19 protein-coding genes and 2 pseudogenes are annotated in these 26,470 nt (G+C 71.4%); 13 read left to right on the top strand and 8 right to left on the bottom strand.

Translation table 11 applies throughout. The features are described from left to right. Nucleotides 1–107 precede the first annotated feature (107 nt). The 5 genes from FJ309_03080 to FJ309_03060 form a co-directional block, all read right to left on the bottom strand. Nucleotides 108–905, bottom strand: coding sequence for a hypothetical protein (locus tag FJ309_03080; GenBank protein MBM3953601.1), 798 nt, complete (start codon nt 903–905; stop codon nt 108–110). Next, nucleotides 887–1,666: a peptidase gene (locus FJ309_03075; protein MBM3953600.1), complete on the bottom strand. Its 780-nt coding sequence runs from the start codon at nt 1,664–1,666 to the stop codon at nt 887–889. The genes FJ309_03080 and FJ309_03075 overlap by 19 nt, the downstream gene beginning before the upstream one ends. Before the next feature lie 7 nt (nt 1,667–1,673). Continuing rightward, nucleotides 1,674–2,885 carry a lipid-A-disaccharide synthase gene (gene lpxB, locus FJ309_03070; protein MBM3953599.1) on the bottom strand — a complete coding sequence of 404 codons (1,212 nt, stop codon included), beginning with the start codon at nt 2,883–2,885 and terminating at the stop codon, nt 1,674–1,676. A 105-nt stretch (nt 2,886–2,990) separates the two neighbouring features. Further along, complete coding sequence (locus FJ309_03065) at nt 2,991–3,440, bottom strand: hypothetical protein (protein MBM3953598.1); 450 nt, start codon at nt 3,438–3,440, stop codon at nt 2,991–2,993. A gap of 149 nt (nt 3,441–3,589) precedes the next feature. Beyond that, complete coding sequence (locus tag FJ309_03060) at nt 3,590–4,885, bottom strand: MFS transporter (protein ID MBM3953597.1); 1,296 nt, start codon at nt 4,883–4,885, stop codon at nt 3,590–3,592. Nucleotides 4,886–4,946: 61 nt separating this feature from the next. On the opposite strand from FJ309_03060, the gene FJ309_03055 reads away from it, so the two are divergent. Both FJ309_03055 and FJ309_03050 read left to right on the top strand, forming a co-directional pair. Then, nucleotides 4,947–6,143, top strand: coding sequence for a lactonase family protein (locus FJ309_03055; protein MBM3953596.1), 1,197 nt, complete (start codon nt 4,947–4,949; stop codon nt 6,141–6,143). A gap of 38 nt (nt 6,144–6,181) precedes the next feature. Next, nucleotides 6,182–6,589, top strand: coding sequence for an aspartate 1-decarboxylase (locus tag FJ309_03050; protein MBM3953595.1), 408 nt, complete (start codon nt 6,182–6,184; stop codon nt 6,587–6,589). 19 nt (nt 6,590–6,608) lie between these two features. Here the strand turns inward: FJ309_03050 and cyaB are convergent, their stop codons facing one another. Next, nucleotides 6,609–7,328 carry a class IV adenylate cyclase gene (gene cyaB, locus FJ309_03045; GenBank protein ID MBM3953594.1) on the bottom strand — a complete coding sequence of 240 codons (720 nt, stop codon included), beginning with the start codon at nt 7,326–7,328 and terminating at the stop codon, nt 6,609–6,611. Here cyaB and FJ309_03040 point away from each other — a divergent pair. Then, complete coding sequence (locus tag FJ309_03040; protein ID MBM3953593.1) at nt 7,228–7,848, top strand: TlpA family protein disulfide reductase; 621 nt, start codon at nt 7,228–7,230, stop codon at nt 7,846–7,848. The two genes, cyaB and FJ309_03040, sit on opposite strands and share 101 nt — an antisense overlap. On the opposite strand, the gene thiE is transcribed toward FJ309_03040, so the two are convergent. Then, nucleotides 7,769–8,497 (bottom strand): thiamine phosphate synthase, encoded by a 729-nt coding sequence (gene thiE, locus FJ309_03035; protein MBM3953592.1) that lies wholly within the window; start codon nt 8,495–8,497, stop codon nt 7,769–7,771. The genes FJ309_03040 and thiE overlap by 80 nt on opposite strands. Before the next feature lie 51 nt (nt 8,498–8,548). Here thiE and FJ309_03030 point away from each other — a divergent pair, with 51 nt between their 5' ends. The 5 genes from FJ309_03030 to FJ309_03010 all read left to right on the top strand — a co-directional run bounded on the left by FJ309_03030 (nt 8,549) and on the right by FJ309_03010 (nt 15,115). After that, nucleotides 8,549–9,286: a tetratricopeptide repeat protein gene (locus FJ309_03030; GenBank protein MBM3953591.1), complete on the top strand. Its 738-nt coding sequence runs from the start codon at nt 8,549–8,551 to the stop codon at nt 9,284–9,286. A 256-nt stretch (nt 9,287–9,542) separates the two neighbouring features. Beyond that, nucleotides 9,543–12,089, top strand: a complete 2,547-nt coding sequence (locus FJ309_03025; GenBank protein ID MBM3953590.1) for an ATP-dependent Clp protease ATP-binding subunit — start codon at nt 9,543–9,545, stop codon at nt 12,087–12,089. A gap of 210 nt (nt 12,090–12,299) precedes the next feature. Next, nucleotides 12,300–13,172, top strand: coding sequence for an ABC transporter permease (locus FJ309_03020; GenBank protein MBM3953589.1), 873 nt, complete (start codon nt 12,300–12,302; stop codon nt 13,170–13,172). A 42-nt stretch (nt 13,173–13,214) separates the two neighbouring features. Next, nucleotides 13,215–14,051: an ABC transporter ATP-binding protein gene (locus tag FJ309_03015; protein ID MBM3953588.1), complete on the top strand. Its 837-nt coding sequence runs from the start codon at nt 13,215–13,217 to the stop codon at nt 14,049–14,051. Next, complete coding sequence (locus tag FJ309_03010; GenBank protein MBM3953587.1) at nt 14,048–15,115, top strand: MCE family protein; 1,068 nt, start codon at nt 14,048–14,050, stop codon at nt 15,113–15,115. Before FJ309_03015 ends, FJ309_03010 begins: the two co-directional genes overlap by 4 nt. Before the next feature lie 564 nt (nt 15,116–15,679). Here FJ309_03010 and cphA read toward each other — a convergent pair. Beyond that, a pseudogene (cphA, locus tag FJ309_03005) lies at nt 15,680–18,274 on the bottom strand (cyanophycin synthetase). Between the two features lie 800 nt (nt 18,275–19,074). On the opposite strand from cphA, the pseudogene FJ309_03000 reads away from it, so the two are divergent. The 5 genes and pseudogenes from FJ309_03000 (at nt 19,075) to FJ309_02980 (ending at nt 26,457) form a co-directional block, all read left to right on the top strand. Then, nucleotides 19,075–21,459: pseudogene (locus FJ309_03000) on the top strand (ABC transporter ATP-binding protein). Continuing rightward, complete coding sequence (locus FJ309_02995; protein ID MBM3953586.1) at nt 21,441–21,908, top strand: DUF1854 domain-containing protein; 468 nt, start codon at nt 21,441–21,443, stop codon at nt 21,906–21,908. Before FJ309_03000 ends, FJ309_02995 begins: the two are co-directional and overlap by 19 nt. A gap of 261 nt (nt 21,909–22,169) precedes the next feature. Next, the gene (locus tag FJ309_02990) at nt 22,170–24,176 is read left to right on the top strand and encodes a hypothetical protein (protein MBM3953585.1); all 2,007 of its coding nucleotides are present in this window, start codon (nt 22,170–22,172) and stop codon (nt 24,174–24,176) included. Between the two features lie 166 nt (nt 24,177–24,342). Next, nucleotides 24,343–25,569, top strand: a complete 1,227-nt coding sequence (locus FJ309_02985) for an NADP-dependent isocitrate dehydrogenase (GenBank protein MBM3953584.1) — start codon at nt 24,343–24,345, stop codon at nt 25,567–25,569. Nucleotides 25,570–25,581: 12 nt separating this feature from the next. Beyond that, entirely contained in the window at nt 25,582–26,457 is an 876-nt protein-coding gene (locus tag FJ309_02980; GenBank protein ID MBM3953583.1) for a ThuA domain-containing protein, read from the top strand. Nucleotides 26,458–26,470 lie beyond the last annotated feature (13 nt).

Below are 26,470 nucleotides of genomic sequence, written 5' to 3'. Positions count from 1 at the left end.
ACCCACCCGCCGCCGGATGCGGCGGGCGCCGGGCGTGGGAACCCTCGGCGTTCCCACCGCCCGGCGCAAGCGGAACGAGGCCCTGGAGGGCTCGTTCCGCGCTCTGTTCAGTACAGCCACACCCGGCTTCCGTCGGCGAGCGCCAAGGCGGGTTGCGGGCGGAGCCTGAGCCGTCCGGCGAGGACGCGCACCTCCGCGGCCGCACTGCCGATCCGCATCCACTCGCCGACGGTCGCCCGCCGCCGGCGCTCGGGTTCAGCGATCCCCCAGGCGGCGTGGACCCTGTGCCACAGTTCGTCGAGCCGGCGGCGACGGACGTGGATCGCATCGAAGCCGTACCATTCGCCCGGTGCCTCGAGGATCGTGACGCCCACCTCGCGCGCCAGTGCCGCCAGCCGCTCGTCGAGCGCCGCCGCCGCCGCCTTCACCTCCGGGAGCGTGAGACGGCAGCCCGGCACGTAGCAGGCCCTCAGCCCACGAAACCGGAGCGGCCCGATGCCGGCGATGCTCGCCATCGGCAGATGCGTGACGACCACGCGCCCGCCGAGCGCCTGCAGCCGGCCGACGGCCGTCGCCACCCACGCCGCCACCTGGTCCGGGGCGAAGCCGTAGAGGAGGTCGTTGCCGACGTCGGTGACCAGCGCCAGCGGCGCGCGGCCGTCGGCGGGCAGGCGATCGAGCGCCCGCCACAGCCCGCAGCCGAGGATCGAAGGCAGCCGGCGCCAACCGACGCGGCTGGTGGCGCCGTAGGAGCGGCCGTGGCCGGCGGCGACGAAACAATCGACGCCGGTCCCGGCGCGCCCCCGGGCCTCTGCCACGAGCCGTGGCAAGCCGCGCGACAAGTTGCTCGCCCCGAGCAGCACCAAGCGCGGCCCGGCCGGTGGAGTCACACCCGGCGCGGCCACCGTGGGCCTCCCTGCTGGAGCGACTGCCAGCACGACATCGCCAGCGACGCGAACAGCATCGCCATGAACCACTGCCCTTCCCGCCAGCACCACCAGGCCATCGCCCCGCCGGCCACCGTCCCGATCCCGGCGGCGATCCGGGCGGCGTCGGCGATCCCCAGCACGGCGAGTCCCTCACGGGCGATCTGACCGCCGTCGAGCGGCGGCACGGGCACGAGGTTGATCAGCGGCCAGAGGATGTTGACCTCGAGGAGGAACATCACGATCGCGAAGCCGACCAGTGAGCCGGGCCGCTCGCCGGCGAACAGGCCGAGCCGCTCCCCGAGCCACTCCAGTGGAAACGGCACCGCCCGACCGAGCGCCCGGAGCACCGCGACGACCGCGGCGGCCAGGGCGAGCTGGGCGGCGGGTCCGGCGGCGGCGACGAGAAGGCGTTGCAGCGGGCTGCGTGCGCCGCGGTGTCCACCCCCGTACGGGATCGCCAGGCCGCCGAAATGGTAGATCACCACGGCCGCCGGTTGGCCGAACGCCCGGAAGGCCAGCGCGTGCCCCATCTCGTGGAGGATGATCGAGAGCAGGACGACGATCTCCCACAGCACCAGCAGGCCCAGCGCTTGGCGCGGCTCGTCGGTGAGGGCCTGGCACAGCCCCCAGCCGAACAGCGCCGTGACCGGCCAGAACCAGGCCGACACGCGCACGGGGATTCCGGCCAGGGAGAACTGCAGGTCGTAGGGCGTGGGCTGCGGCTGGGCGAGTTGCATGCCGTCATTATGCCGCCCGCCGGCCGGAGCGGCGCGCAGGCGGCGGCGCCGCCGCGGTGGTCCCCCGCGCGATCGCCAGCACCGCGTCGGCGGCTCGTGCGGCGGAACCGGGTCGCTCCACGCCGCGGGCGACGGCGTCGAGCCGCTCGACGGTCCGGAGCCGTGCCGCCGGGTCGGCGAGCCAGCCGACGACGTGGTCGGCGACGCGCGGCGCCGGATCGTCGACCGCGAGATACTCGGGAAACAGCGCCGCCGGGTCCGCCGCCGGCACCCCGACCGGTGCCCGCCAGACGGGCCGCACCGGCCCGATCGGATCGTCGACCGCGAGGAGATTGACCAGCGTGATCCAGCGCGCGTGGCGGAAGAAGCTCTGGACGACGTAGGCCAGCCGGCTGATCCGGTAGACGATCACGGTCGGCACCCGGGCCGAGAGCAGCTCCAGCGACACCGAGCCGCTGACCGCGATCGCCGCCGCGGCCTCGGTCATCAACTCCCGCGATCGCCCGGCGACGATCTCGACGTCGGTTCCCGCGCGCGCGGCGATCAGTTCCGCGTGGCGTTCGTGGAGGGCGCCGACGACGACGCGCACCGCGGCGATCCGCCCCCGCACCTTCCGCGCCGCCTCGAGGAGGCTGCCGAGGTTGGCGTCGATCTCCTGGCGCCGTGATCCGGGGAGGAGGAGCAGCAGCGGGACCGCGCCGTCGGGGGCGCGGCGCGGCGGCGGGGCGTCGAAGAACGGATGCCCGACGAGCGTCGAGCGGACCCCGTGGGCCGTGAACCAGTCGTGTTCGAACGGCAGCGCCGCCAAGACGTGGTCGACGAGGCGGCGGAGCTTCCCGACCCGCCAGCTGCCCCAGGCCCAGATCTGCGGCGGGCAGTAGAAGACCACGGGGATCCCGTGCCGCTTGGCCCGCCACGCCAGCCACCAGTGGAAGCCGGGGAAATCGACGACGACGACGACGTCGGGACGCCGATCGATGAAGCTCCGCTCGGCGCGGCGGGCGAGTTCGACGAAGCGCGGGAGGTTGAGCAGCGCGCGGCCGAACCACATCACCGCCAGGGCGGTCATGTCGGCCAGCAGCGTCGCGCCGGCGGCGGCCAGGCCGGGCCCGCCGAGACCGATGCACTCGACGTCCGGATGGCGCTCGCGCAGCGCGCGGACGAGGCAGGCGGCGTGATGGTCCCCCGACGGCTCCCCCGCCGAGACGAAGACGCGCATGAAAAAACTCCGCGTGGGACCGGGTCGATCCCACGCGGAGTATTTCAGTTCGAGCGGCGGGGCCCTAGGCCAGTTGGCCGGTGCCCCGTACGGCAGGGCGCCGGCTTACTTCGCGACCGGGGCGAACCCCTTCTCGATGTTGCCGAACACCATCGTCACCTGCTCGTCGGCGGAGGCCTTCTCGACCTTGCCCTTGCAGTTGTTGCAGCAGAAACCGACCGTGGCGTCGCCGATCGCGACCTCGGTGCCCGCCTTGACGGCACCACCACTGAACGGGCAGCCCTTCTGGACGAGCTGGCCGGTCGAGACCATCTGCTGGTGGGCCTTGGCGGCGAACTTGGCCGAGTCGCCGGTGAAGGCCGACTGGCAGTTGCCGCAGCAGAAGAAGACCTTGCCGCCGGCGAAGCTGGTGTGCTTCTCGGGGTTGCAAACCTTAGCGGACACCGGGCACTTGGCGTCTTTCGGCTCCTTCGGAGCAGCCGTGACGGCGGCAGCCGACAGCGCGGCGACCGCGACGAGCGCGAAGACGGGAGCGATGCGAGAGAACATCTTCATGGATTCGAGCCTCGACGGGAGGGGAAGGGCGACGTGGTGGTCCGGCGTCGCCAGCCCACCTTCATCGGGGGATGATAGCGGGCGGCTCCAACCGCGGCAACCAAGGGTTTCGCGAGGGAAACCCGGTCACCGCCCACCGTTTCAGCCGGTCAGCGGAGGCAGCGCCCCCCCTCCTGGCAATCGCCGCGGCGGTGCCGCGGCTCGGGCAGCCCCAGGGCCAGAAGGGCCCCGATACCGATCACGGCGAAGCCGGCGGCGAACACGGGCCCGAAGCCGACCCGGTCGACGGCCATCCCCACCAGCGGCGACAGCACGAACGGCAGCGCCAACGCGACGCCCACGAGGCTCACGTAGCGGGCGTGGTCGCGCGGCTCCGGCGCCAGCTCCAGCGCGTAATGGGTGAAGATCTTGAGCGAGATCGGATTGAGTCCCAACGGCACGTAGACCACCCAGAACCATCCCGCCGCCGCCCCCGGCTCGAGCCTCCCCAGGGCGATCACGACCAGCGGGGTCAGCGACGACAGCGCCACCAGCCACACCAGCACCAGCCGGGTGCCGCGCCGGTCGGAGAACGGACCGGCGACGAGACTCGCCGCGCCGGTGGCGGCGTTCTGCACCAAGACCCAGGTCAGCAGGCTGCCGATCGCCGTGCCGAGCCTGTCACGGGCGAAGGCCTGGTAGTGGGGGAAGAGGATCAGCACGGCGGCGAAGCATGCCGCCACGAGCGACAAGCGCACCAGGGCCGGGTCGCGGCGCAGCAACCCGGCCTGCTCGGCGACCCACCCGCGCACCGCCGCCGGCCAGCGCCCCGGCGGCGGTCGCCGCGGCGGCCCGTCGGCCGGCTCGTCGAGCCACGGGGGCACCAACGCCGCCAGCGCGAAGAAGGCGCCGGTGGCGGCGAAGATCTTGGGAAACCCGTCAGCCTCCTCGAGCCACCGCCCGAGGCAGGCGGCCCCGGCCAGGATCGCCGCCACGCTCCCCAGCGCGACCCCGACGACCAGGGCCCGACCGCGGTTGCCGGGGGATATCAACTTCCCCTGGAGGGCCGCGAGGACGAGCTGATTGAGGCCGTTGGTGGCCGAAAACAGCGCGTAGACGGCGAGGAACAGCCCCGCCAGGAGGTCCGGTCGCGTCGCCGCCAGCGGCTGCCACGCCGCGGCGAGGAGGAGGAAGCAGGCGGCCATCGCCAGGCTCGTCCGGGCCAGGGCCCACTTCTTCACCGGCAGGCGACCGATGAAGCCCGCGGCGAGCAGGGGCGGAAGGCTCTGCCCGCCGCGGTTGAGCACCGGCAGCAGGCCGCGCAGCAGCCCCGAGTCGACCACCGCGTCGAGCACGGCGGGCATGATGATCGTCTCGGTCTTGAAGATCCACCCGACGCGGACGACGATCTGGTAGGTCTCGAGGGCCAGGGTGTTGCGCGCCTCGCGGCGGCCGGCGGCGGTCATGCGGTAGGATCGTGGCGGTGCCGGTGGGAATCCTGCCCCGGCAGCATGAGGTGTTGAGCCGATGTCGTCCACCCGCTTCTTTCGGGCTACCGTCGTGTCCGTGCTCGTCGGCGCTCTCGGCGCCGTGCTCGCGGCCCCGGCCGCATCCGGCGCCGACGACTCAGGGTTGCTCGTCTGGTTCGGCAGCTACACCGGCGCCCCGCCGAAGGCGGAGGGGATCTCGGTGGCCCGGTTCGATCCCGCCACCGGCCGGCTGTCGCCGGTCGTCACCGCCGCCCGCCTCAAGAACCCCTCGTTCCTCGCCCGCCACCCGGCGCTGCCGGTGCTATACGCGGTGTCGGAGGTCGAGGATGCCGACGGCCAGCGCGCCGGCAGCCTCACGGCGCTGGCGATCGACGCGACGACCGGGCTGCTGACGGAGCTCAATCACCAGGTGACCGGGAAATCGACCCCGTGCCACGTCTCGATCGATCGCTCCGGCCGGGCCGCGCTGGCCGCCAACTACGGCGGCGGCAGCACCGTCTGCCTGCGGATCGAAGAGGACGGCCGGCTGCAGCCTCTCGTTCCGGGCACGCCTGGCGGTCACCTCCAGCATGTCGGCAAGAGCGTCAACCCCGAGCGGCAGGCGGCGCCCCACGGCCATTCGATCGATCCGTCCCCCGACGGGCGGTTCGCGGTCTCCTGCGACCTCGGCATCGACAAGGTGCTCGTCCACGCCCTCGACATCGGCGCCGGCACGCTCACCTTCCATGGCAGCGCCCCGGTCCGGCCGGGGGCGGGGCCGCGTCATTTCGCGCTCCATCCCGACGGCACGTACGGCTACTGCATCAACGAGCTCGACCTCACGGTCACCGCCTTCGCCTGGGACCCGGCGGCAGGATCGCTGCGGGAGTTCCAGACGCTGTCGACGCTCCCCGCCGACGTCACCGACAGGACGGGGTTCTCGACCGCGGAGATCGCGATCCATCCGTCGGGGAAGTTCCTCTACGGGTCCAACCGCGGCCACGATTCGATCGCCATCTACGCGATCGACGATGCCAGCGGCCGGCTCACGTTCCGCGGAGTCGAGCCGATCCGTGGCCGGACGCCGCGGAACTTCGCCATCGATCCCTCCGGCCGCTGGCTCCTGGCCGCCGGTCAGGACTCCCACACGGTGACCGTGTTCGGGATCGACCGGCAGACCGGTGCGCTGGAGTTCACCGGCCAGTCGGTGCCGGTGCCGGCACCGGTGTGCGTGCTGTTCGACACGCCGCGCTGACCGCTCCGGACCTCGTCGCCCCCTTCCCTCCGCCACCGATGACGATCACGCTGCTGAAGTCGAAGATCCACCGTGCGACCGTGACCGGCGCCTCGCTCGACTACGAGGGGAGCCTGACGATCGCCGCCGACCTCGCCGAGCAGGTGGGGCTGCAACGCTACGAGCGGATCCTCGTCGGCAACCTCGCCAGCGGCCAGCGGTTCGAGACCTACGTGATCCTCGGCCCGGCCGGGAGCGGCGTCATCGAGCTCAACGGCGCCACCGCCCATCGCGGCAAGAAGGGGGACAAGCTGACGATCATGGCGTTCGGCGAATTCGAGCCGAAGGAAGCCGATCGCCACGTGCCGGCGATGATCGTCCTCGGCCCGGGAAACGTCGTCGCCAAGGCCCAGTCCGCCCCCGCGCGGCGGCGGGCAACGCGGCCGCCGAAGCCGCGAGGCGCGTGAGCCGGCGCGGCGGAGCGGCTCACCGCCGGCCGTCGCCGGCCAGGAGCAGCTCGAGGTAGCTGCGCCGTTCACGCTGCCCGCAGTCGAGATGGCGGGCGAGATCCTCGAGCCGGTCGCGGGCCGCCGCCAACCCGCTCGCGTCGGCCTGCTGTTCGAGTTCCGCGAACGTGCCCAGGCCCGCGACCTCGTCGAGCGCGACTTCGACGGCCGCCCCGCGCCACTCGAGGGAAAACGGTGTCCGCCGCTTGCGGACCTCGCGGACGGCGTGGAAGCCGAGGGCGGCGAGCAGCTCGTGCCACCGGCCGAGCGTGGTCACGGGATCTTCTCCCGCGTCGCCCAGGGGCAGTTCGATCTCGCGGCGCGTCTTCGTGGCGGCGTCGATCCGCGGCCCTTTCCAGGTGACCACGACCCGGTCGGCGTCGCGGCGGAGGCGCAGCGCCTCGTCGGTGGCGGCGAAATCACGGCAGGGATGGGCGTAGTAGCGGTCGGACTGCTCGTGGGGCGTGCCGGGGCGACCGCCGAGGTCGGCGAGCCGGCGGCGGAGGCCGGCAGGATCGGCGACGGAAAACTTCACCTCCACCTCGTACACTGTCGGCGCTCCGTTCCCTTCTCGCCCCCGTTCCCGGACTTTTCCGCCGATGGTATCCGCGCGCCGTGTCGTCGTCCTCGGGTGCCTGCTGTGCTGCGGCATCGGTGTGCTGGCCGGCTGCGGCGAGGTCCGGGCGAAGCATCCCGCCATCGGCCGGCGCGTCGGCCGGCTGCCGATCGTGTCGCTGGCCGACCCGTCGCGGCCCCCACCATCGCTCGCCGGCCGGGTCACGCTGCTCAACTTCTGGGGCACCTGGTGCCCGCCGTGCCGCCGCGAGTTGCCAGGACTCGTCCGCCTCGCCGGCCGGCTCTCCGACGAGCCCGGGTTTCAACTCGTGGCGATCTCCTGCGGCAACGGTGGCCCCGACGACCTCGAGGAGCTGTCGACGGAGACGCGCCAGTTCCTCGCCGCCGCCACGCTGTCGCTCGACGCCTGGGGCGATCCCGACGGATTCACGCGGACGACCTTCGGCACCGCCTACGGCTTCACCGCCTTCCCGACCACCTACCTGATTGGTCCCGACGCCACGATCGTCCGCGTCTGGACCGGCTACCGCCCGGCCGACGAAGCGGAGATCGCCGCTGCCGTGATCAAGCTCCTCCGCAGCCTGCCTCCCCGGGCTCCGGGCGGGGCGGCACCGGAGATGGGGCCGGTCGCGCCAGCCGGTTGAGAAACGCGGCCGCCGCCCGGGCGGGATCGGGGGCCGCGGTGATCGCCGCGGCGACGGCGACGCGCGTGATCCCCAGCGCTCCCAGGGCGTCGAGCCGGTCGAGCGTGATCCCGCCGATGGCGAACACCGGCCGCGGGCTCGAGCGCACCGCGGCGGCGAGGAACGCCGACGACGCGTGGCTCGCGAACGCCTTGGTGGCCGAGGGGTAGCAGGGGCCGACGCCGACGTAGTCGGCCCCGTCGCGCCAGGCGGCCGTGACCTCGTCGGGATCGTGCGCGGTCCGCCCCACGAGGCACCGCGGTCCGACCAACGCCCGCGCCGCGGCGACGGAAAGATCGTCGGCTCCGACGTGCACGCCGTCGGCCGCGCCCGCCGTGGCGACGTCGGCCCGGTCGTTGACGATCACCAGCGGAGCCTGGGCCCCGCCCCGCGCCGCCAGGTCGACCGCCACCGTGACGCGGCGGAGGAGCGCCGCGGTCGGGAGCCGCTTGTCGCGGATCTGCACGCATCCGACCCCGGCCCCGAACAGGTCGGCGACGAGGCGTGCAAAGGCGATCTCGTCGTCGCGCCCGTCGACGAGAACGCAGAGGTTCGCGGCAGTCAGCCGGGCCGCGGCGTCGCCGGGGAAACCTGGGGAAGGGGTCGTCATCGTTCCATATCTACCGTGCGGCCGGTCGCGATCCACAGTCCGGCCAGTCGCATGATCCCCGCTCGCTGTCCGGGGAACCCGGCCCCCGGCGACCCGGCACCGCCGTTTCCCCCGGAAAAAAACGCCCCCCCTACGGCGCCGGCGATCTGCTATGGTCCCCGCCCCCGTCGCCCGCCCCGGCTCCGCCGTGATCACCCCATGACCCTTCTCCGTCGGCTCACGCTCGTCTGGCCCGGGCTGCCGGGATTGTGGCTGCGCGGAAGCCGCTCCGGGTTGGTGCTGGCGCTGGCGCTGGCGGCCCTGCTCGACGTCGCGATCGTGGCGACGTTCGTGTGGTCGGAACTGTTCGACGCCGCGCTCGTGGTCGGCCTGTGGGCCGCCGTCGCCGCTTTCTGGGGGGTCGGCACGGCGGTCGGATGGGCGACGTTCCCGGCAGCGCTCCCGGCGGCGGGTGGCGTTGACGGCGAGGCGCTGTTCCAGGCCGCCCGCGACTCCTACCTGGCGCGCGACTGGCTGGCGGCCGAGGAGCGGTTGCGGGAACTGCTCACGCTCTCCCCGACCGATGGCGAAGCCCAGTTGTTGCTTGCCACGCTCTGGCGGCGGGCCGGCCGACCGCGCGAGGCCAGAACCGCCCTCGAGGCGCTGGCGCGAAGCGACGCGGGGAGTCGGTGGTCGGCCGAGATCGAGCGCGAACGACACCTGATCCTCGCCGCCGAAACGGCGCCCGCGGAAGTGTCCCGCCTGCCAACCAGGCAGGCCGACGCCGCTCCGGTGCGGCGGGCCGCCTGACTGGATCGGTTCGCCGGCCGCGGGAGCGGCATCCCACCGGTGCAAAACCGGCCCGCGGAGCGGGGAATGCGCGCTCTTCGAGACAGCGGCGAGCCGTTGTCCTAGAATCGCGAACAGGGACCGGTGATTGGTCCCCGGTTTGCTGGTGGATGTGGATTGGCGCGCGCCGCGGCCCGCTGCCCTCACGGTGGCGCGGGAGACACCGCGGGCGGATCCCGTGGTCGTACCGTGGTTCTAGGGGACAGAGGGGCGATTCATGTACGAACGTTTCACCGACCGTGCCCGCAAGGTGATGCAGCTGGCCAACCAGGAGGCCCAGCGCTTCAACCACGAGTACATCGGCACCGAGCACGTCCTCCTCGGCCTCATCAAGGAGGGGAGCGGCGTCGCCGCCAACGTCCTCAAGAACCTCGACATCGACCTCCGCAAGATCCGGATGGAGGTCGAGAAGCTCGTCCAGAGCGGCCCCGACATGGTCACGATGGGGAAGCTGCCCCAGACGCCGCGGGCCAAGAAGGTCATCGAGTACTCGATGGAGGAGGCGCGGAACCTCAACCACAACTACGTCGGCACCGAACACATCCTCCTCGGCCTGCTGCGCGAGCAGGAAGGTGTGGCTGCCCAGGTGCTGATGAACCTCGGCCTCAAGCTCGAGGACGTCCGCGAGGAGGTCCTCAATCTCCTCGGCCACGGAATGGAAGAAGGGGGCGAACGGGCCGGGATGGGCGGTGGTCGCCAGCCGGCGGGGGCGGGGGCGGGGAGCAGCAGCGACCCGGCCACCAAGGGGGGCAAGAGCAAGACTCCGGCCCTCGACAGCTTCGGCCGCGACCTCACCGAGCTGGCGCGGCAGGGCAAGCTCGACCCGGTCATCGGCCGTGAGAAGGAGATCGAGCGCGCCATCCAGATCCTCTGCCGCCGGACGAAGAACAACCCAGTCCTCCTCGGCGAGGCCGGCGTCGGCAAGACGGCGATCGTCGAGGGTTTCGCCCAGCGCGTCGTCGACGGCCACGTGCCGGAGCTCCTCTCCGACCGGCGGATCGTCGTCCTCGACCTGGCGATGATGGTCGCCGGGACGAAGTACCGCGGCCAGTTCGAGGAACGGATCAAGGCGGTGATGAACGAGGTCCGCCGCGCCAAGAACACGATCCTGTTCATCGACGAATTGCACACCCTCGTCGGCGCCGGTGGTGCGGAGGGGGCGATCGACGCCTCGAACGTCCTCAAGCCTGCCCTCGCCCGCGGCGAGATCCAGTGCATCGGCGCCACGACGCTCGACGAGTACCGCAAGTACATCGAGAAGGATTCGGCGCTCGATCGCCGGTTCCAGATCATCATGGTCGAGCCGGCCAGCAAGACCGAGGCCGTCGAGATCCTCAAGGGGCTCCGCGATCGCTACGAGAGCCACCACCGCGTCCAGATCACCGACGAGGCGCTGGACAGCGCCGTCGAACTCTCCAGCCGCTACATCACCGGCCGATGCCTTCCCGACAAGGCGATCGACGTCATCGACGAGGCCGGTGCCCGGGTGCGGCTCAAGGCGATGACCAAGCCGCCGGATCTCAAGGAGATCGACGACGAGGTCGAGCGCCTCAACAAGGAGAAGGAGGAGGCGGTCGCCAACCAGGACTTCGAGAAGGCGGCGGCCCTCCGCGACCAGGCCGACAAGCTCAAGAAGAAGAAGCAGTCGATGACCCGCGACTGGCGCGAGAAGTCGCGCGAGGCCGACGGCGTCGTCGACGGCGAGGTCGTGGCCGAGGTCGTCGCCAAGATGACCGGGATCCCGCTGACCCGGATGTCGACGGAAGACAGCCAGCGGCTGATGGCGATGGAGGACGAGCTCCACCGCCGGGTGATCGGCCAGGACGCCGCGATCAAGAGCGTCTCGAAAGCGGTCCGCCGCAGCCGCTCCGGGCTCAAGGACCCGAAACGGCCGACAGGCTGCTTCATCTTCGCCGGGCCGACGGGGGTCGGGAAGACGCTCCTGGCCAAGGCGCTGGCGCAGTTCATGTTCGGCGACGACGAGGCGCTGATCCAGATCGACATGAGCGAGTACATGGAGAAGCACAACGTCAGCCGGCTGATCGGCGCCCCGCCGGGCTACGTCGGCTTCGAGGAGGGGGGGCAGCTCACCGAGAAGATCCGGCGCCGTCCCTACTCGGTCGTCCTCCTCGACGAGATCGAGAAGGCGCATCCCGACGTGTTCAACATGCTGCTGCAGGTGATGGAGGAGGGGCGGCTGACCGACTCGTTCGGTCGGAACGTCGACTTCCGTAACACGATCCTGATCATGACCACCAACGCCGGTGCCGAGGCGATCAAGAACGAAGCGGCGTTCGGATTCCAGAAGCCCGACGGCGACGCCAGTTACGACAGCATGAAGGGGCGCGTCAACGAGCGGATCGAGAAGGTGTTCCGCCCAGAGTTCCTCAACCGCGTCGACGACGTGATCGTGTTCCACCATCTGAACGTCGACGACCTCAAGCGGGTGATCGACATCGAGTTGGCGAAGGTCCGCGAGCGCCTCGGCGAGCGCGGCCTGAAGCTCGAGCTCACCGACGAGGCGAAGAAGTTCCTCATCAAGAAGGGCTCCGACACCGACTTCGGCGCCCGGCCGCTGCGCCGGGCCCTCGAGAACTTCATCGAGGATCCTGTCAGCGAGGAGCTCCTCAAGGGGGAGTTTGAGGGCAAGGACACGATCCAGGTCGACTGCGTCGAGGTGGCCGGCAAGAAGCAGCTCGTGTTCAAGGGGTTGGTCACCGCCGAGCCGGTCGCCAGCGCCCCGGCGACGGGCGAGTCGGCGTAGCTCTGTTGCCATCGGCCGTCCCGGCCGGCGTGGTCCGCCGCGCCGGGGCGGACCGAGGCCCGCTTGACAGGCTTTCCCAGCTTGCCGGCCCCGCGCGTCCCTTGGAAATTCTCCACGGTCGGCTCAATCCTCCCGACCGGCAGAGCCGATGCTACCGGCACGGTCGGGTGCGCCGCGTCAGCCGCGCCGCCGTGACTTCCGGGCTGCACCATGGCGACCGATCCCACCACGCCCGTCGCGAGACTCCGCGGAGGTTTCTCCGACTGGATCGCCGACCGCGTCGCCGACCTCGGGGCGTTCATGCTCGACCGGGTCGCCGCGGTGGGGGACGTCGCGATCTTCACGTTCCGCACGCTCGCCTGGATCGTCGCCCGGCGGCAACGCCGCGACGTGCTCGTGCCGGCCTTCTACCAGATCGGCGTCCTGTCGCTACCGGTGGTGGCGCTGACCGGGCTGTTCATCGGGATGGTCCTGGCAGTGCAGAGCTACGCACAGTTCCGGGCGCTCGGCCTGCAGACACGGCTGGGCAGCGTCATCAACCTGTCGCTGGTGCGCGAACTCGGGCCGGTGCTCGCCGCGACGATGCTCGCCGGCCGGGTCGGCAGCGCGATGGCCGCCGAGCTGGGCACGATGCGCGTCACCGAACAGATCGACGCGCTGGAGAGCATGGGGGCCAACCCGGTCTATTACCTCGTCGTGCCCCGGTTCCTCGGCTGTCTGGTCCTGATCCCGACGCTGACCGTGATGGCCGATTTCATGGGGGTGCTCGGCGGCTACCTCTACTCGCACCTCGTCCTCGGTATCGACTACCACCACTACTGGAACAACTCCCGGGAGTACGTCGACGCCTTCGATTTCCTGATGGGGATCTTCAAGAGCTTCTTCTTCGGGGCCGCGATCGCGCTGGTCAGCTGCCACCACGGCTTCCATTCCGGCCACGGTGCAGAGGGAGTCGGCCGCGCGGCCACCAACGCCTTCGTCCACTCGTTCGTGCTGATCCTGATCCTCGACCTGTTCCTGGGGATGTGGCTCAACAACGTCCACGATTTCTTCCGCCCCGAAGGCCCGCGCCGCCTGTTGTGAACGCCCGCGGCGGCCGTCCCGGCCTGCCGACCTCCACCCGCCATGGCCTCCTCACCCCCCGCCACACCCGTCGATCCCGCCCTTCCGGTGCTCGCCGCCGAGCGGCTGACGGTGCACTTCGGACTCGTCACGGTGCTCCGCGACATCAGCGTGGCGATCGCCCCCGGGGAGACGCTGGTGATCCTCGGCGAGAGTGGCTGCGGCAAGACGGTGCTGCTCAAGTGCCTGATCGGGCTGATCCGCCCGAGCAGCGGCGAGGTGCGCTTCGAAGGGCGGTCGCTGGCCCGCCACAGCGAGCGCTCCCTGGCCTCCCTCCGCACGAAGTGCGGCTTCGTGTTCCAGGGGGCGGCCCTGTTCGACAGCCTGTCGATCGCCGACAACATCGCCTTCCCGCTCCGCGAACACACCCGTCTGGCCGAGGCCGAGATCGCGGCGATCGTCGACCAGCTCCTCGCCGAGGTCGGGCTGCCGCCCCAGGTGCGGTCGCGGAAGCCGATGGAGCTCTCTGGCGGGATGCGGAAACGGGCCGGGCTCGCCCGGGCGCTGGCCCTCGATCCCCCGGTGGTGCTCTACGACGAGCCGACCACGGGCCTCGACCCGATCATGACCGACGTCATCGGTGAACTGATCCTCAAGGTCCGCGCCCGGGGGGGCGTGACCAGCGTGGTCGTGACCCACGACATGCACACCGCCCGCAAGGTCGCTGACCGGATCGTGATGCTCCATCCGCTCGCCCGGCTCGCCGCCGACGCTCCGCAGATCGTGTTCTCCGGCACGCCCGCCGAGCTCGACCGCAGCCGCGACCCGCGGATCCGCCAATTCATCGAGGGCCGGGCGGGGAATCGCCTCGTGGAAGCGGCTGCCGGAGGTGGGTCATGAGCGACCGCACGATGCAGTTCCGCGTCGGCGTGATGGTCCTGGCGACGGCGATCATCGCCGGGATCCTCATCGTCCTGTTCGGCGACCTTCCGGCACTGGTGCAATCGACCTACCCGCTGCGGATGAGCTTCGGCGACGCGCGCGGCGTCGCCCCCGGGACGCCGATCCGGAAGAACGGGATCCTCGTCGGCCGCGTCTCCGACGTCGCGCTCGACGAGCGTGGCGGCGTCAGCGTCGTGGCGAACATCGACTCCCACGTCCCCGTGTACCGCGACGAGGAGCCGCGGATCACCGGATCGCTCCTCGGTGACGCGGAAATCGCGCTGGTCCCGGGGCGCGTGGTGCCGCCCCGGCAGCGTCTCGCCCCGGACGAGGTCCTCGTCGGGGCCGTCGCCCGCAACCCGTTCGACGTGTTCGCGTCGCTGGAACCGAAGCTCGGCGGAGCGCTCGACTCGCTCGTCCAGGCGAGCGACTCCGTGACCAAGCTGTCGGGCAACCTCGACCGGATGTTCCTCGGCGAGGACGACCGCTTCGAGACGATCGTCCGCAAGACCGAGGCGGCGCTCGATTCGTTTTCGGTGGCGATGAACAACATCAACGCCGTCGTCGGCGACCCCGCCTCACGGGAGCGGATCGCCGACACGCTCGAGGCCCTCCCCGAGGTGATGGCCGACCTCCGCGCCACCGTCAAGGGCATCGGCACCACCGTCGAGAGCGCCGACCGCAACCTCCGCAACATCGAGGGACTCACCAAGCCGCTCGGCGACCGTGGGGCCGCGATGGTCGCCCAGATCGACCGCACGATCGGCCGGCTCGACGAGGTCCTCCAGCAGGCGTCGGGGTTCACCCGCGCGCTGACGCAATCCGACGGCACGCTGGGGCGCCTCGTCCGCGATCCCAAGGTCTACGAGGAGCTCGCGCAGGCCGCCGCCAACGTCAACCGCCTGACGCGCGAACTGCGCCCGATCGTCGACGACGTGCGGGTGTTCACCGACAAGATCGCCCGCCACCCCGAGCAGCTCGGCGTGCGCGGCGCCCTCGACCGCAAGGTGGGGGTGAAGTGATCCCCGCGCCGGTCATTTCACGACCGGCGCCGACACGTCGGGCTCGAGGACACGCAGGTACTCGGCGATGAACTCGCCGTAGCGGGCGCGGATCTCCGCGGGAAGCAGCTTGTAGCCGGGGAGCCGGCCGCGGCAGGCGGGCGCCCCGCAGCGGCACGTCGCCCCCTGATGCTCGATGACGTACTCGAACGTCTCGTAATCGATCGACAGCTCCTCGCCGGCGGCGATCGCCCGCAGCGCCCGCATCTCGATCTCGCGGACCCCGGTGCGGATGAGCAATCCGCAGTTCGGCTCGCACGAGTGGTTGCACAGCACCAGCGGCCCCTCGGGGCGGACGTGCGTGCCGACGTCGACCTGGATCGTGTCGGGGCCACGGGCGGGAACCTGCGGTCCCCAGGCCCGGAGGATCGTCTCGCCGGCGGCGATCCCACGCGAGGCCCGCAATCCGCGGCCACCGAGGCCGACGTGCACGGTCACCGGGCCGTGGCTCGCCGCCGCGGGCTCCCCCTCGGGAAGGCCGATGAGCCGGTCGAGCGAGGTGCCGGTGATCCGCGTCCCGTAGCGGCTCTCGAGCCACGTCACCGCCTGGTCGATCGTGTCGGCCTGGAGGAGGACGAGCTCCCCGGCGGTCACGTTGTCGAGCACGCCGGAAGCCGATTCGATCCAACTTCCACCGGCGACGACGAAGCTCTCGGCGTCGGGTCTGACCGCGGCGACACCGGACGCGATCAGGCGTGTGATCTCCCCCGGCGCCCGGCCACGCATGTAGGCATCCTCGTAGACGACAACCCGGTCGAAGGCGGCGGCGATGAGCTTGCCCTGCTCGACGATATCCTCGTCGCGACGGTCGCCGGCGGCGGAGTAGACGGCCGTCCGCTTGCGGTGCGGCAGCGGGCGGAGCGTCGCGATCATCAGCTCCAGCGAGTCGCGGTTGTGGCCGTAGTCGACGACGACAGTCGCACCGGCCAGTTCAACGACGTTGAATCGCCCCGGCGATCCGGCCATCCCCGCCGGAAAGGTCTCCAGCCCGAGGCGGACGATCTCCAGCGGCACGCCGAGACGCCAGGCGGCGGCCGCGGCGGCGAGGACGTTGTCGACCTGGAACCGTACCAGCCCGCGGTGCACCAGCGGCACGCGGTCGAGGTGTGCCAGCCGCGTCTCGCGGGGGCCGTCACAGAGCACGATCCAGCCGTCGCGCACCGTGGCGGCCAGGCCTCCCGCGGCGAGGTGCTCGACGAGCACCGGCGCGGACGGGTCGGCGGAGAAGTACACGACCTGCCCCTTGCACCACTGCCGCATCCCGACCACGAGCGGGTCGGCGGCGTTGAGCACGGCGGCGCCGGTGTCGCGCTTCACGGCGCAGACGATCGCCCCCTTCACCCAGGCGAGCTTCTCGGGGGTGTCGACGGCGCCGATGCCGAGATGGTCGCCACGGCCGATGTTGGTGACGACGGCGACGTCGCAGCGGTCGAACCCACAGCCCTCGCGAAGGATGCCGCCCCGCGCCGTCTCGAGGACGGCGGCGGTGACCGTCGGATTGGCGAGCACACGCCGCGCGCTCTGCGGCCCGCTGCAATCCCCGGAGTCGATCATCCGGTCGCCGATCCACACCCCTTCGGTGCAGGTGGTGCCGACCGTGGCCCCGCCGGCGGCGGCGAGGTGGGAGATCAGGCGGACGACGGTCGTCTTGCCGTTGGTGCCGGTGACCGCAGCCACCGGGATCCGGCCGTCGTCACCGGGTCCGAACAGCGTGTCGACGATCGCCGCCCCGACGTTCCGCGGCGTGCCGATCGTCGGCTCGAGGTGCATCCGCAGGCCGGGGCCGGCGTTGACCTCGATCACGGCGCCGCTCCGGCCGTCGAGCGGCCTGCCGATGTCGGCGGTGACGACGTCGATCCCCGCGATGTCGAGGCCCACCACGCGGGCGGCCTCGACCGCCCGGGCCGCGACCTCGGGATGGACCCTGTCGGTGACGTCTTCGGCGGTGCCGCCGGTGCTGAGGTTGGCGCTGTGCCGCAGCAACACCGTCCGCCCTGCCTCGGGAACGGAGGCCGGCGTCATCCCCGGCTCGGCGAGCACGGCGATGGCGACCGCGTCGATGACGATCGGGCTCAGGGAGGTGGCATGGTCGCCACTGCGCCGCGGATCCTCGTTGGCCTTGGCGACGAGCTGCTCGATCGAGCTGACCCCGTCGCCGGTGACGGTCGGCGGGTGACGGCGCGCGGCCGCGACGACCTTGCCGCCGACGACGAGGAGCCGGTGATCACCGCCGGGGATGAAGCGCTCGACGACGACATCGTCGCCGTGCGTGCGGGCGAATTCCCACGCCCGGGCGACCTCGTCGGGCGTGGTGAGATTGACCGACACCCCGCGCCCCTGGTTGCCGTAGCGCGGCTTGACGACCACGGGACCGCCGAACTCCGCCGCCACCGCCTGGGCCTCGGCGCCATCGGTCACCGGCCGGCCCTCGGGAACCGGGATCCCCGCCTCGGCCAACAGCGCCCGGGTGAGGTCCTTGTCCTGGGCGATCGACTCGGCGACCGCCGGGGTGCGGTCGGTCTCGGCGGCGATGATCCGCCGCTGCTTCGCCCCCTGACCGAGCCGCACGAGGCTTCCTTCGTTGAGCCGCCGGCAGGGGATCCCCCGGGCCAGCGCCGCATCGACGATCGAGCGCGTGCTCGGACCGAGCTGGACCTCGAGGAGCAGGCCGCGCAGCCGCTTGAGCTCCGCGGCGATGGGAAACTCCCCACCGTCGATCGCCGTCATGATCAGGCGGTGCGCCGTCTGCAGGCACTCCAGCGCGAACTTCTCCTCGACGTACTCGATGACCACCCGGTAGCAACCGCGCTGGTCGAGCTCACGGGCACGGCCGTAGCCCACCGCCGTGCCCGCGGCGGTCTGGAGTTCGAGCGTCACGTGCTCGAGCACGTGTCCCATCCAGGTGCCGGTGTCGAGCCGCTGGAAGAACCCACCGCGCTCGCCGATGTTGCAGCGGTGCTCGATCATCCCCGGCAGCCAGCGCTTCAGCTTGTCGTTGAAGCCGGGGATGACGTGCGACGGGAAATCCTCGAGGTGGCCGAGGTCGACCCACACCTCGAGGACCGGAAACGCGGCCCACTCGTTGGGGCCCCGCAACACCTTGATCTTCGTGATCTCCATGGTCGGTTCGGTGGTCGCCTCGGGGCCCGACGCCGACGCGTGCGCGGGCTGGTGGGGTGTGCCGGTCCTCTGGCCGCCGGACGCTCCGGCAGGCCTGGGTTGGGGACCTGCACGCTGGGGTGCCGACCGCGGCGGCGCGTCGCCACCGCGGACGGACGGCCGGGGCCGTCAGGAAAATGGCCGGGGGGATTGGTTGCCCGTCCTCCGCGGAAGGCCACCGCGGCCGACAGGCACCCTGATCATGGCGGCCAACAATCCCGGGCCGCGGGAGAGACACCCCTGCCGCAGACGCGCCTGGCAGTCGGGCGATGATGGATCCGGGAACCGAAGACCAACGAACCGGCCGTGAGGGCCATGGGTCGATCGATGTCCTGAACCGGGGGACCGTCCGGCACCGCCGCACGCCGCGCGGACGTGCGTTCGCTCGCGATGCCACGTTCCACCGGCACCATGAATCGAACGGCCGACCGCGCGAAAAGGATCGCTTTCCGCCCTGCCGACCCGTCGAACGCACCGCAGTTTTGCCGCGACGCACCCGACGCGGTGGAGATTTTACGACTCGCCACGGCGAAAGCGAATGACCGGCCCCGGCAATCGGCGCCGATCGAACCCCCCACCCCCCGGAGGCGTGCAGCGTCACCTGCCGACTGCACCGGTTTTTCCGGTGGAAACACCGCGATCACCCTCTCCCGGGTCCCTCCCGGCCGGCATCCGGTTGGCGGATTCCGGCACGCTGGGATACTCGACAAACGCCCTGCCGGTTCTTGCGGCCCCCGTGCCGCTCCCTTCCCTCCGTCACCATGCCGCCCACCGCTTCGTCCGCCACCCCCGTCCCCCCCCTGCCGCCCACCCTCCCCGATGCCGCCGTCCTCGGGCTCGAGCCGGGGGAAACGGTGATCGCCGCGGCGCGATTCGATCTCGACGCCGAGCTGCGCTTCACCGACGGCTGGCTGGTGTTCACCGGGCAGCGCCTGCTCGCCGACCGGCCGGCGTCGGCCGACCCGTCCGCCGTGGTGAGGACCACCCCCGGCGGCCTGACCTCCTGGCCGCTCGACGATGACTGCCAGCTGGAAATCCGGATCCGCGGCGCGGTCGGCCGGGTGGAACTGTCGCGCCGGGGAACGATCGTCGCCCGCTGGCTGTTCACGCCGGCCCGGGCGGCCGGTCTCCACGCCCTCGAAGACGCCTTCGACGAGCGGAGCCGCCGTGGGGCGCACCGCGACCGCCCCGCCGACGCGTCTCCCGTCGCCGCCGCGGCCGACGATGCGGCGCGCGGTGACGCCGACGCTTCGGGTGCCGACGACGACGACACCGCCCCGCCCCCGTCGCGCCACGGCGACGACGACCTCGCCCCGCCGAGCGGCGACGTCTCGCTGACCAACCTCGTGCGCCTGGCGTGGTTCATGCGTCCCCACGCCGGCGTCGCCCTCCTCGGGGCGCTGTTGTCGCTGGCCGCCAGCGCCGCCACGCTGGTTCCCGGTTACCTGACGATGCCGCTGGTCGACGACGTCCTCATCCCGCGGCAGGCGGGGCGCGACGTGCCGTTCGCCCAGGTGTGGTGGTACCTCGGCGGCCTGGCGATCGCCGCGGTCGTCGCCTGGCTGCTGGCGTGGGCGCAGTCGTGGACACTGGCCTGGATGAGCGAGCGGGTCGCCGCCGACCTCCGCGTCCGGACCTATTCCCACATGCAGTCGCTGTCGCTCGACTTCTTCGCCGCCCGCCGCACCGGCGACCTGATGTCGCGCGTCGGCAACGACACCGACCGGATCTGCAACTTCCTCTCGGTGAACCTCATCGACTTCTCCTCCGACGTGACGATCGTGCTGCTCACGGCGGCGGCCGTGCTGTGGATCGCCCCCGGGCTGGCACTGGTGACGCTGGCCCCGTTCCCGCTGGTCCTGTGGCTGGTGTACGCGGTCCGCGAGCGGCTGCGGCGTGGTTTCTCGCGGGCCAACGTCGCCTGGGCCGACATGACCAGCGTCCTGGCCGACGCGATCCCCGGGATCCGGGTGGTCAAGGCGTTCGCCCAGGAGCCGCGCGAGATGCAGCGCTTCCGCGACGCCAACGACCGCGTGCTGGAGGCCAACGACCGGGTCAACGTGGTGTGGAGCTTCTGCGGGCCGCTGGTCAGCCTGTTCAGCGAGACGGGGTTGCTGGTGGTCTGGGCGGCCGGCGCGTGGCTGGTGTTCTCCGGATCGGTCACCGTGGGGATGCTGACGACGTTCGTCGGCTACATCGCCCGGTTCTACGGCCGCGTCGAGAGCATGATCCGGATGGTGCCGGCGACGCAGCGCGCCGCGTCGAGCGCCGCGCGGATCTTCGAGATCCTCGATTGCCAGCCGACGGTCGCCGAGGATCCGCGGCCGGTGCCGGTCGGGCGGATCCGCGGCCGGATCGCGATCGACGGCGTGCACTTCCGCTACGGGGCCCGCGAGGTCCTCCACGGCATCGACCTGGTCATCGAGCCGGGGGAGATGATCGGCCTGGTCGGCGCGAGCGGCTCGGGAAAGACGACGCTCGCCAACCTCGTCTGCCGGTTCCACGATCCGTCGAGCGGATCGATCCGCATCGACGACGTCGACCTCCGCCGGCTGGCGATCGGCGACTACCGCCGCAACCTCGGCTGCGTGCTCCAGGAGCCGTTCCTGTTTTTCGGCACGGTGGCCGAGAACATCGCCTACGGCTGCCCAGACGCCACGCCCGAGCGGATCGTCGCCGCCGCCCGCGCCGCCGGCGCCCACGACTTCATCCTCCGGCTTCCGGCCGGCTACGACTCCCGGGTGGGAGAGCGCGGCAGCTCGCTGTCTGGCGGCGAACGGCAGCGGCTGTCGATCGCCCGGGCGTTGCTCGTCGACCCGCGGATCCTGATCCTCGACGAGGCCACGTCGGCGGTCGATGCCGAGACCGAGCGCGTGATCCAGGCGGCCGTCGACCGGCTCGTCACCGGACGGACGACGATCGCCATCGCCCACCGCCTGTCGACCCTCCGCCGCGCCGACCGGCTCGTCGTGCTCGAGGCGGGGCGGATCGTCGAGATCGGCACGCACGAGGACCTCCTCGCCCGGGCCGGGACGTACGCCCGGCTGTACCACGCCCAGACGAAGGAAGCCGAGGCGGCCGCCTGACCCGGCCGCCGCGGCGCCGGAATCCACGACGGAGCCACCCTATGCCCGACCCCGGCTGGCGCCTCGAGCGTCTCCCCCACGGCCGCGTCGACTTCCTCGCCGCCTCTGGACAGCGCCACGAAGACGTCGACGTCGTCCGCGCCTTCCCGCTGTCGCACCCCGACGGGCTGGTGGCGATCGTCGCTGCCGACGGCAGCGAATTGGCCTGGATCGAGTCGCTCGCCGCCCTCGGCGACGAACGTGCGGCCGATCTCCGCGCCGAATTGGCGGCCCGCGAATTCCTTCCGCTCATCGCCCGGATCGACGCCGTCAACGACGCCGAGCCGGCCGAATGGTCGGTCGTCACCGACCGCGGGCCGCGCCGCTTCCGTGTCGCCGGCAGCGACGATGTCAGCCGGCCAGGCGACGGCAGCGCCGTGATCACCGACACCCACGGTGTCCGCTACCGGATCCCCTCGCTGGCGGCACTCGACGCCGCCAGCCGTCGGCTGTTCGAGAAGAACCTCTGAGGCCTCGGGCGACGCCGGGCTTGGGCATCGTCGTCGCCTCCCGCGTCGGCCCCTGCGACCCCGCCGGCCCGGCGCCACGTTCCCCAGCCTGCCGCTGTCCGCGCGGCGGCACGGCAGGGGGCGGAAGCTGCGCCGGTTGCGCCGACGGTGCGGCCCGGCGGTCGGTTTTTTTCGGGAAAAATGCCGGAAAAAACTGAACAAACCGCTTGAAGGTCGCATTCGCGGGATTAGTCTCGGAGGATCGAACCAGGAGGAGATCCGATGCTTCGTGCGCGGTCCAAGTCGATCTTCAGCCGCCAGCTGATCGCCGTCGTGTGCGCCGCCCAGGTCGCGGCCAGCCCGCTGGTGATCGCCCGGGGGCAGTGCTGTGGCGAGGTCGCCACGGCCCCGGTCGTCACCCAGACCTACCGGCTGCAGTACCAGACCGTCTACGACGAGCGCCAGGTGAGCGCGTCGCTGGTCAGCTACGAAACCGTCTACGACACCCGCAGCTACACAGTCAGCCGTCCGGTCTGGGAGACGCAGACCACCCAGCGGCGCTACACCGTCCAACGCCCCGTCTGGGAGACCAGCACGCGCGAGGAACGCTACACGGTGATGAAGCCGGTCTGGGAGACGGTCGTGCAGGACCGGAGCTACGACCAGGTGCGCGACGTCGTCGAGACGAGCACGCGCGAGGAACGCTTCACCGTCATGAAGCCGGTCACCGAGACCGTGATGCAGCAGCAGGTCAGCGTCGTCCGCAAGCCGGTCGCCGAGACCGTCATGCAGCAGCAGGTCAGCATCGTCCGCAAGCCGGTCGCCGAGACCGTCATGCAGCAGCAGGTGAGTGTCGTCCGCAAGCCGGTCTACGAGACCGCCGAGCGCGAGGAGGCCTACACGGTCGCCGAGCCGATGACGACGATGCGCACCGCCTACGCCGACCAGGGCGGCTACGTCGACCAGGTGACGCCGATGGTCGCCCCCGGCACGACGCAGCTCTCGTGGGTACCGGGGGGTTGGGCGGTGAATCCGTGGAACGGCTTGGCGACGTGGCAGCGCGGCGGCTACGGCTGGACGATGACGCCCGGCGTGGTCGTCAACCAGGTCAACCGCGTCTACCAGCCCAACATGGTCGCGGTCCAGGTTCCGGAGACGACGGTCGTCAACCGCGTGGTCAACCGCAAGGTTCCCGTCCAGACGATGCGCTACGTCGACGAGCAGGTCGTCCAGCAGGTCCCCGTCCAGACGATGCGCTACGTCGACGAGCAGGTCGTCCAGCAGGTTCCCGTCCAGACGATGCGCTACGTCGACGAGCAGGTCGTCCAGCAGGTCCCCGTCCAGACCACGCGGATGGTCGCCGAGGAGCAGGTTCGTCAGGTTCCCGTCCAGACCGTCCGCAAGGTGGTCGAGCGGATCGAGAACAAGGTCCCTATCCAGGTCTGCCGGATGGTCGCCGAGGAGCAGGTCCGTCAGGTGCCTGTCCAGTCCTGCAAGTTCGTCACCGAGGAGAAGGTCGAACCGGTGACCGTCCAGGTCCTCAAATACGTCGCCGAGCAGAAGACCGTCCAGGTGCCGCGCGTCGTCGAGAAGCGCACACCCTACACCTACACCGTGCGGACGCCGCGGACGGTGGTCCTGAGGATCCCGCTCGATCCGTGCGGCAATCCCCTCCCCACCGCCAGCGCCGCCCCGCTCGTGCCAGCGGTCACGTCGGCCCCGGCGGTCGTGCCGGCGGCGACGTTCTCACCGTCGACGTCGGCCGTCGTCCCGGCGAGCCCCCGGCCGGCCGAGACGGGCAGCGCCGCGGCGGCCCGGCCGACCACGGCGCCTCCGGCGCTGTCGGCGGCCGAGGCCGAGAGTGCGACCCGCACGTTTTCCAGCGGGTCGACCGGCGCCAGCCCGCCGGTGGAGAACGGTTGGACCGGTTCGGCGCTGCCGCACGTCGACCCCACCGACGCCGCCGCCACGGGCAGTGAAGCGACCGGCACGATCCGGTTCGAGAAGCCGGTCGAGCCCGCGACCACTCCCGATCCGACGTCCGGCAATCCCGCGGCGACCGCGCCGAAGACCGTCACTCCGCCGGCGCCGAGCCAGGGCGCCATCCGTCCCGTTCCGGCCACGATCGCGGTCGAGACGATTCCCGCCCCCTTGCCGGCGGCATCGGGGCGCGCCGAGCGGACCGGGCCGGTGATCATCAAGCCGATGGTTCCCGTGCGCGGCGCCACCCCGCCCGCCCTGCCGGCTGCCGGCTCTGCACCGGCGGCAAGCGCCGGCCCGACGACCTGACCGGTCGCGCGGGCAGCGCGGCCGGGTTTCGGATCACCTCCCTGCCGGGTGGTGTCGGTCCACGCGGTCGCGGTCACGGCATCCAACCGACGCGCGCCGATCCTTGTCGCCGTCCCTGGCAGGGGGTAGCTTCTCCGCGGTCGTGCCACCACCGGAGCCAGCGACCGTGACGAAGCACACGCGCATCAAGGTCAAGGGCCCCGTCGTCGATCTCGACGGCGACGAGATGACGCGGATCATCTGGCGGTTCATCAAGGACCAGCTGATCCTCCCTTACCTCGACCTCGATCTCCGCGAGTTCGATCTCTCGATCCAGAATCGCGACGCCACCGGCGACCAGGTGACGATCGACGCAACGCACGCGATCCTCGGGTGCGGCGTGGGGGTGAAGTGCGCCACGATCACCCCCGACGAGGCGCGGGTCAAGGAGTTCGCGCTGAAGTCGATGTGGAAGAGCCCCAACGGCACGATCCGCAACATCCTCGGCGGCGTGATCTTCCGCGAGCCGATCATCATCGACAACATCCCCCGGCTCGTCCCCGGCTGGACCAAGCCGATCGTCGTCGGCCGCCACGCCTTCGGCGATCAATACCGCGCGACCGACGCGCGGATCCCCGGACCGGGCACGCTGACGCTCACCTTCACACCGGCCGACGGCGGCGCGCCGATGGAGATGAAGGTCTACCAGTTCCCCTCGGCCGGGGTCGCGATGGCGATGTTCAACCTCGACGACTCGATCCGCGACTTCGCCCGGGCCAGCTTCCGCTACGGCCTGGCACGCGGGTTTCCGGTCTACCTGTCGACGAAGAACACGATCCTCAAGGCGTACGACGGCCGCTTCAAGGACATCTTCCAGGAGGTCTTCGACGCCGAGTTCAAGGCCGAGTTCGCCGCCCGTGGCCTGACCTACGAACACCGCCTGATCGACGACATGGTGGCCAGCGCCCTGAAGTGGGACGGCGGCTACGTCTGGGCCTGCAAGAACTACGACGGCGACGTGCAGAGCGACGTCGTCGCCCAGGGATTCGGCTCGCTCGGGCTGATGACCAGCGTCCTGATGACACCCGACGGCAAGGTGGTCGAGGCCGAGGCGGCCCACGGCACGGTGACGCGGCATTTCCGCCAGCACCAGCAGGGCAAGCCGACCTCGACCAATCCGATCGCCTCGATCTTCGCCTGGACGCGCGGCCTGGCCCACCGCGGCCGGCTCGACGGCACGCCCGCGGTGGTGCACTTCGCGGAGACGCTCGAGCGCGTCTGCGTCGCGACCGTCGAGTCGGGGAAGATGACCAAGGATCTGGCGGTGCTGATCGGCCCCGATCAGCCGTATCTCGAGACCCGGGCGTTCCTCGCTGCGATCGACGACAATCTCCGCCGTGCGATGAACGCCTGAAGGAGGCCCGCCATGACGCTCCGGACCGCGCTGGTTTTCGTCGCCCTCCTCACCCCCGCCGGCGCCGCGGCGGCCGAACGGCTGGCCGCGCTGATCGTCGACGGCCAGAACAACCATGCCAACTGGCCGCGGACGACACGGATGATGCGGCGCTACCTCGAGGACAGCGGCCGGTTCCGCGTCGACGTCGCGACGCATGCCCCGCAGGGGGAGGATCCGGCATTCCAGCCACGGCTCTCCGACTACGCCGTCGTGATCAGCAATTTCGGCCATGGAGCCGCGCCGTGGCCGGGCGCGACGCGTGCCGCGTTCGAGCAGTTCGTCCGTGGCGGCGGCGGCTTCGTCGTCGTCCATGCCGCCGACAACTCGTTTCCCGACTGGCCGGCCTACAACGAGATGATCGGGCTCGGCGGCTGGGGCGGCCGCAACGAGGCGAGCGGCCCCTACGTCTACTACACCGACGACGGCCGGCTCGTCCGCGACGACAGCCCGGGGCCCGGGGGCAGCCACGGGCCGCAGGCTCCGTTCGCGGTCATCGTCCGCGACCGTGACCATCCGATCACCCGCGGCATGCCGGCGACCTGGATGCACGCCAAGGACGAACTCTACGACCGGCTCCGTGGCCCGGCCGCCGCCCTCGACGTGCTGGCGACGGCCTGGTCCCCGCAGACCAAGCGTCACGAGCCGATGCTGATGACGATCCGCTACGGCCAGGGGCGGGTGTTCCACACGCCGATGGGCCACGGCGACGATTCCCAGGAGTGCGTCGGCTTCATCACGACCCTCGTCCGCGGCACCGAGTGGGCGGCGACCGGGGCCGTGACCGCCCCGCTCCCCGACGATTTCCCCTCCGCCGACCAATCCCGGAGCCGCCCGTTCACCCCGTGAACGGCGGCCGATC

Source organism: Planctomycetota bacterium (assembly GCA_016872555.1).
Taxonomy (GTDB): Bacteria; Planctomycetota; Planctomycetia; order Pirellulales; family UBA1268; genus F1-20-MAGs016.
Note: the sequence above shows the minus strand (reverse complement) of the source record. Positions and strands in the feature narration are given on the sequence as shown.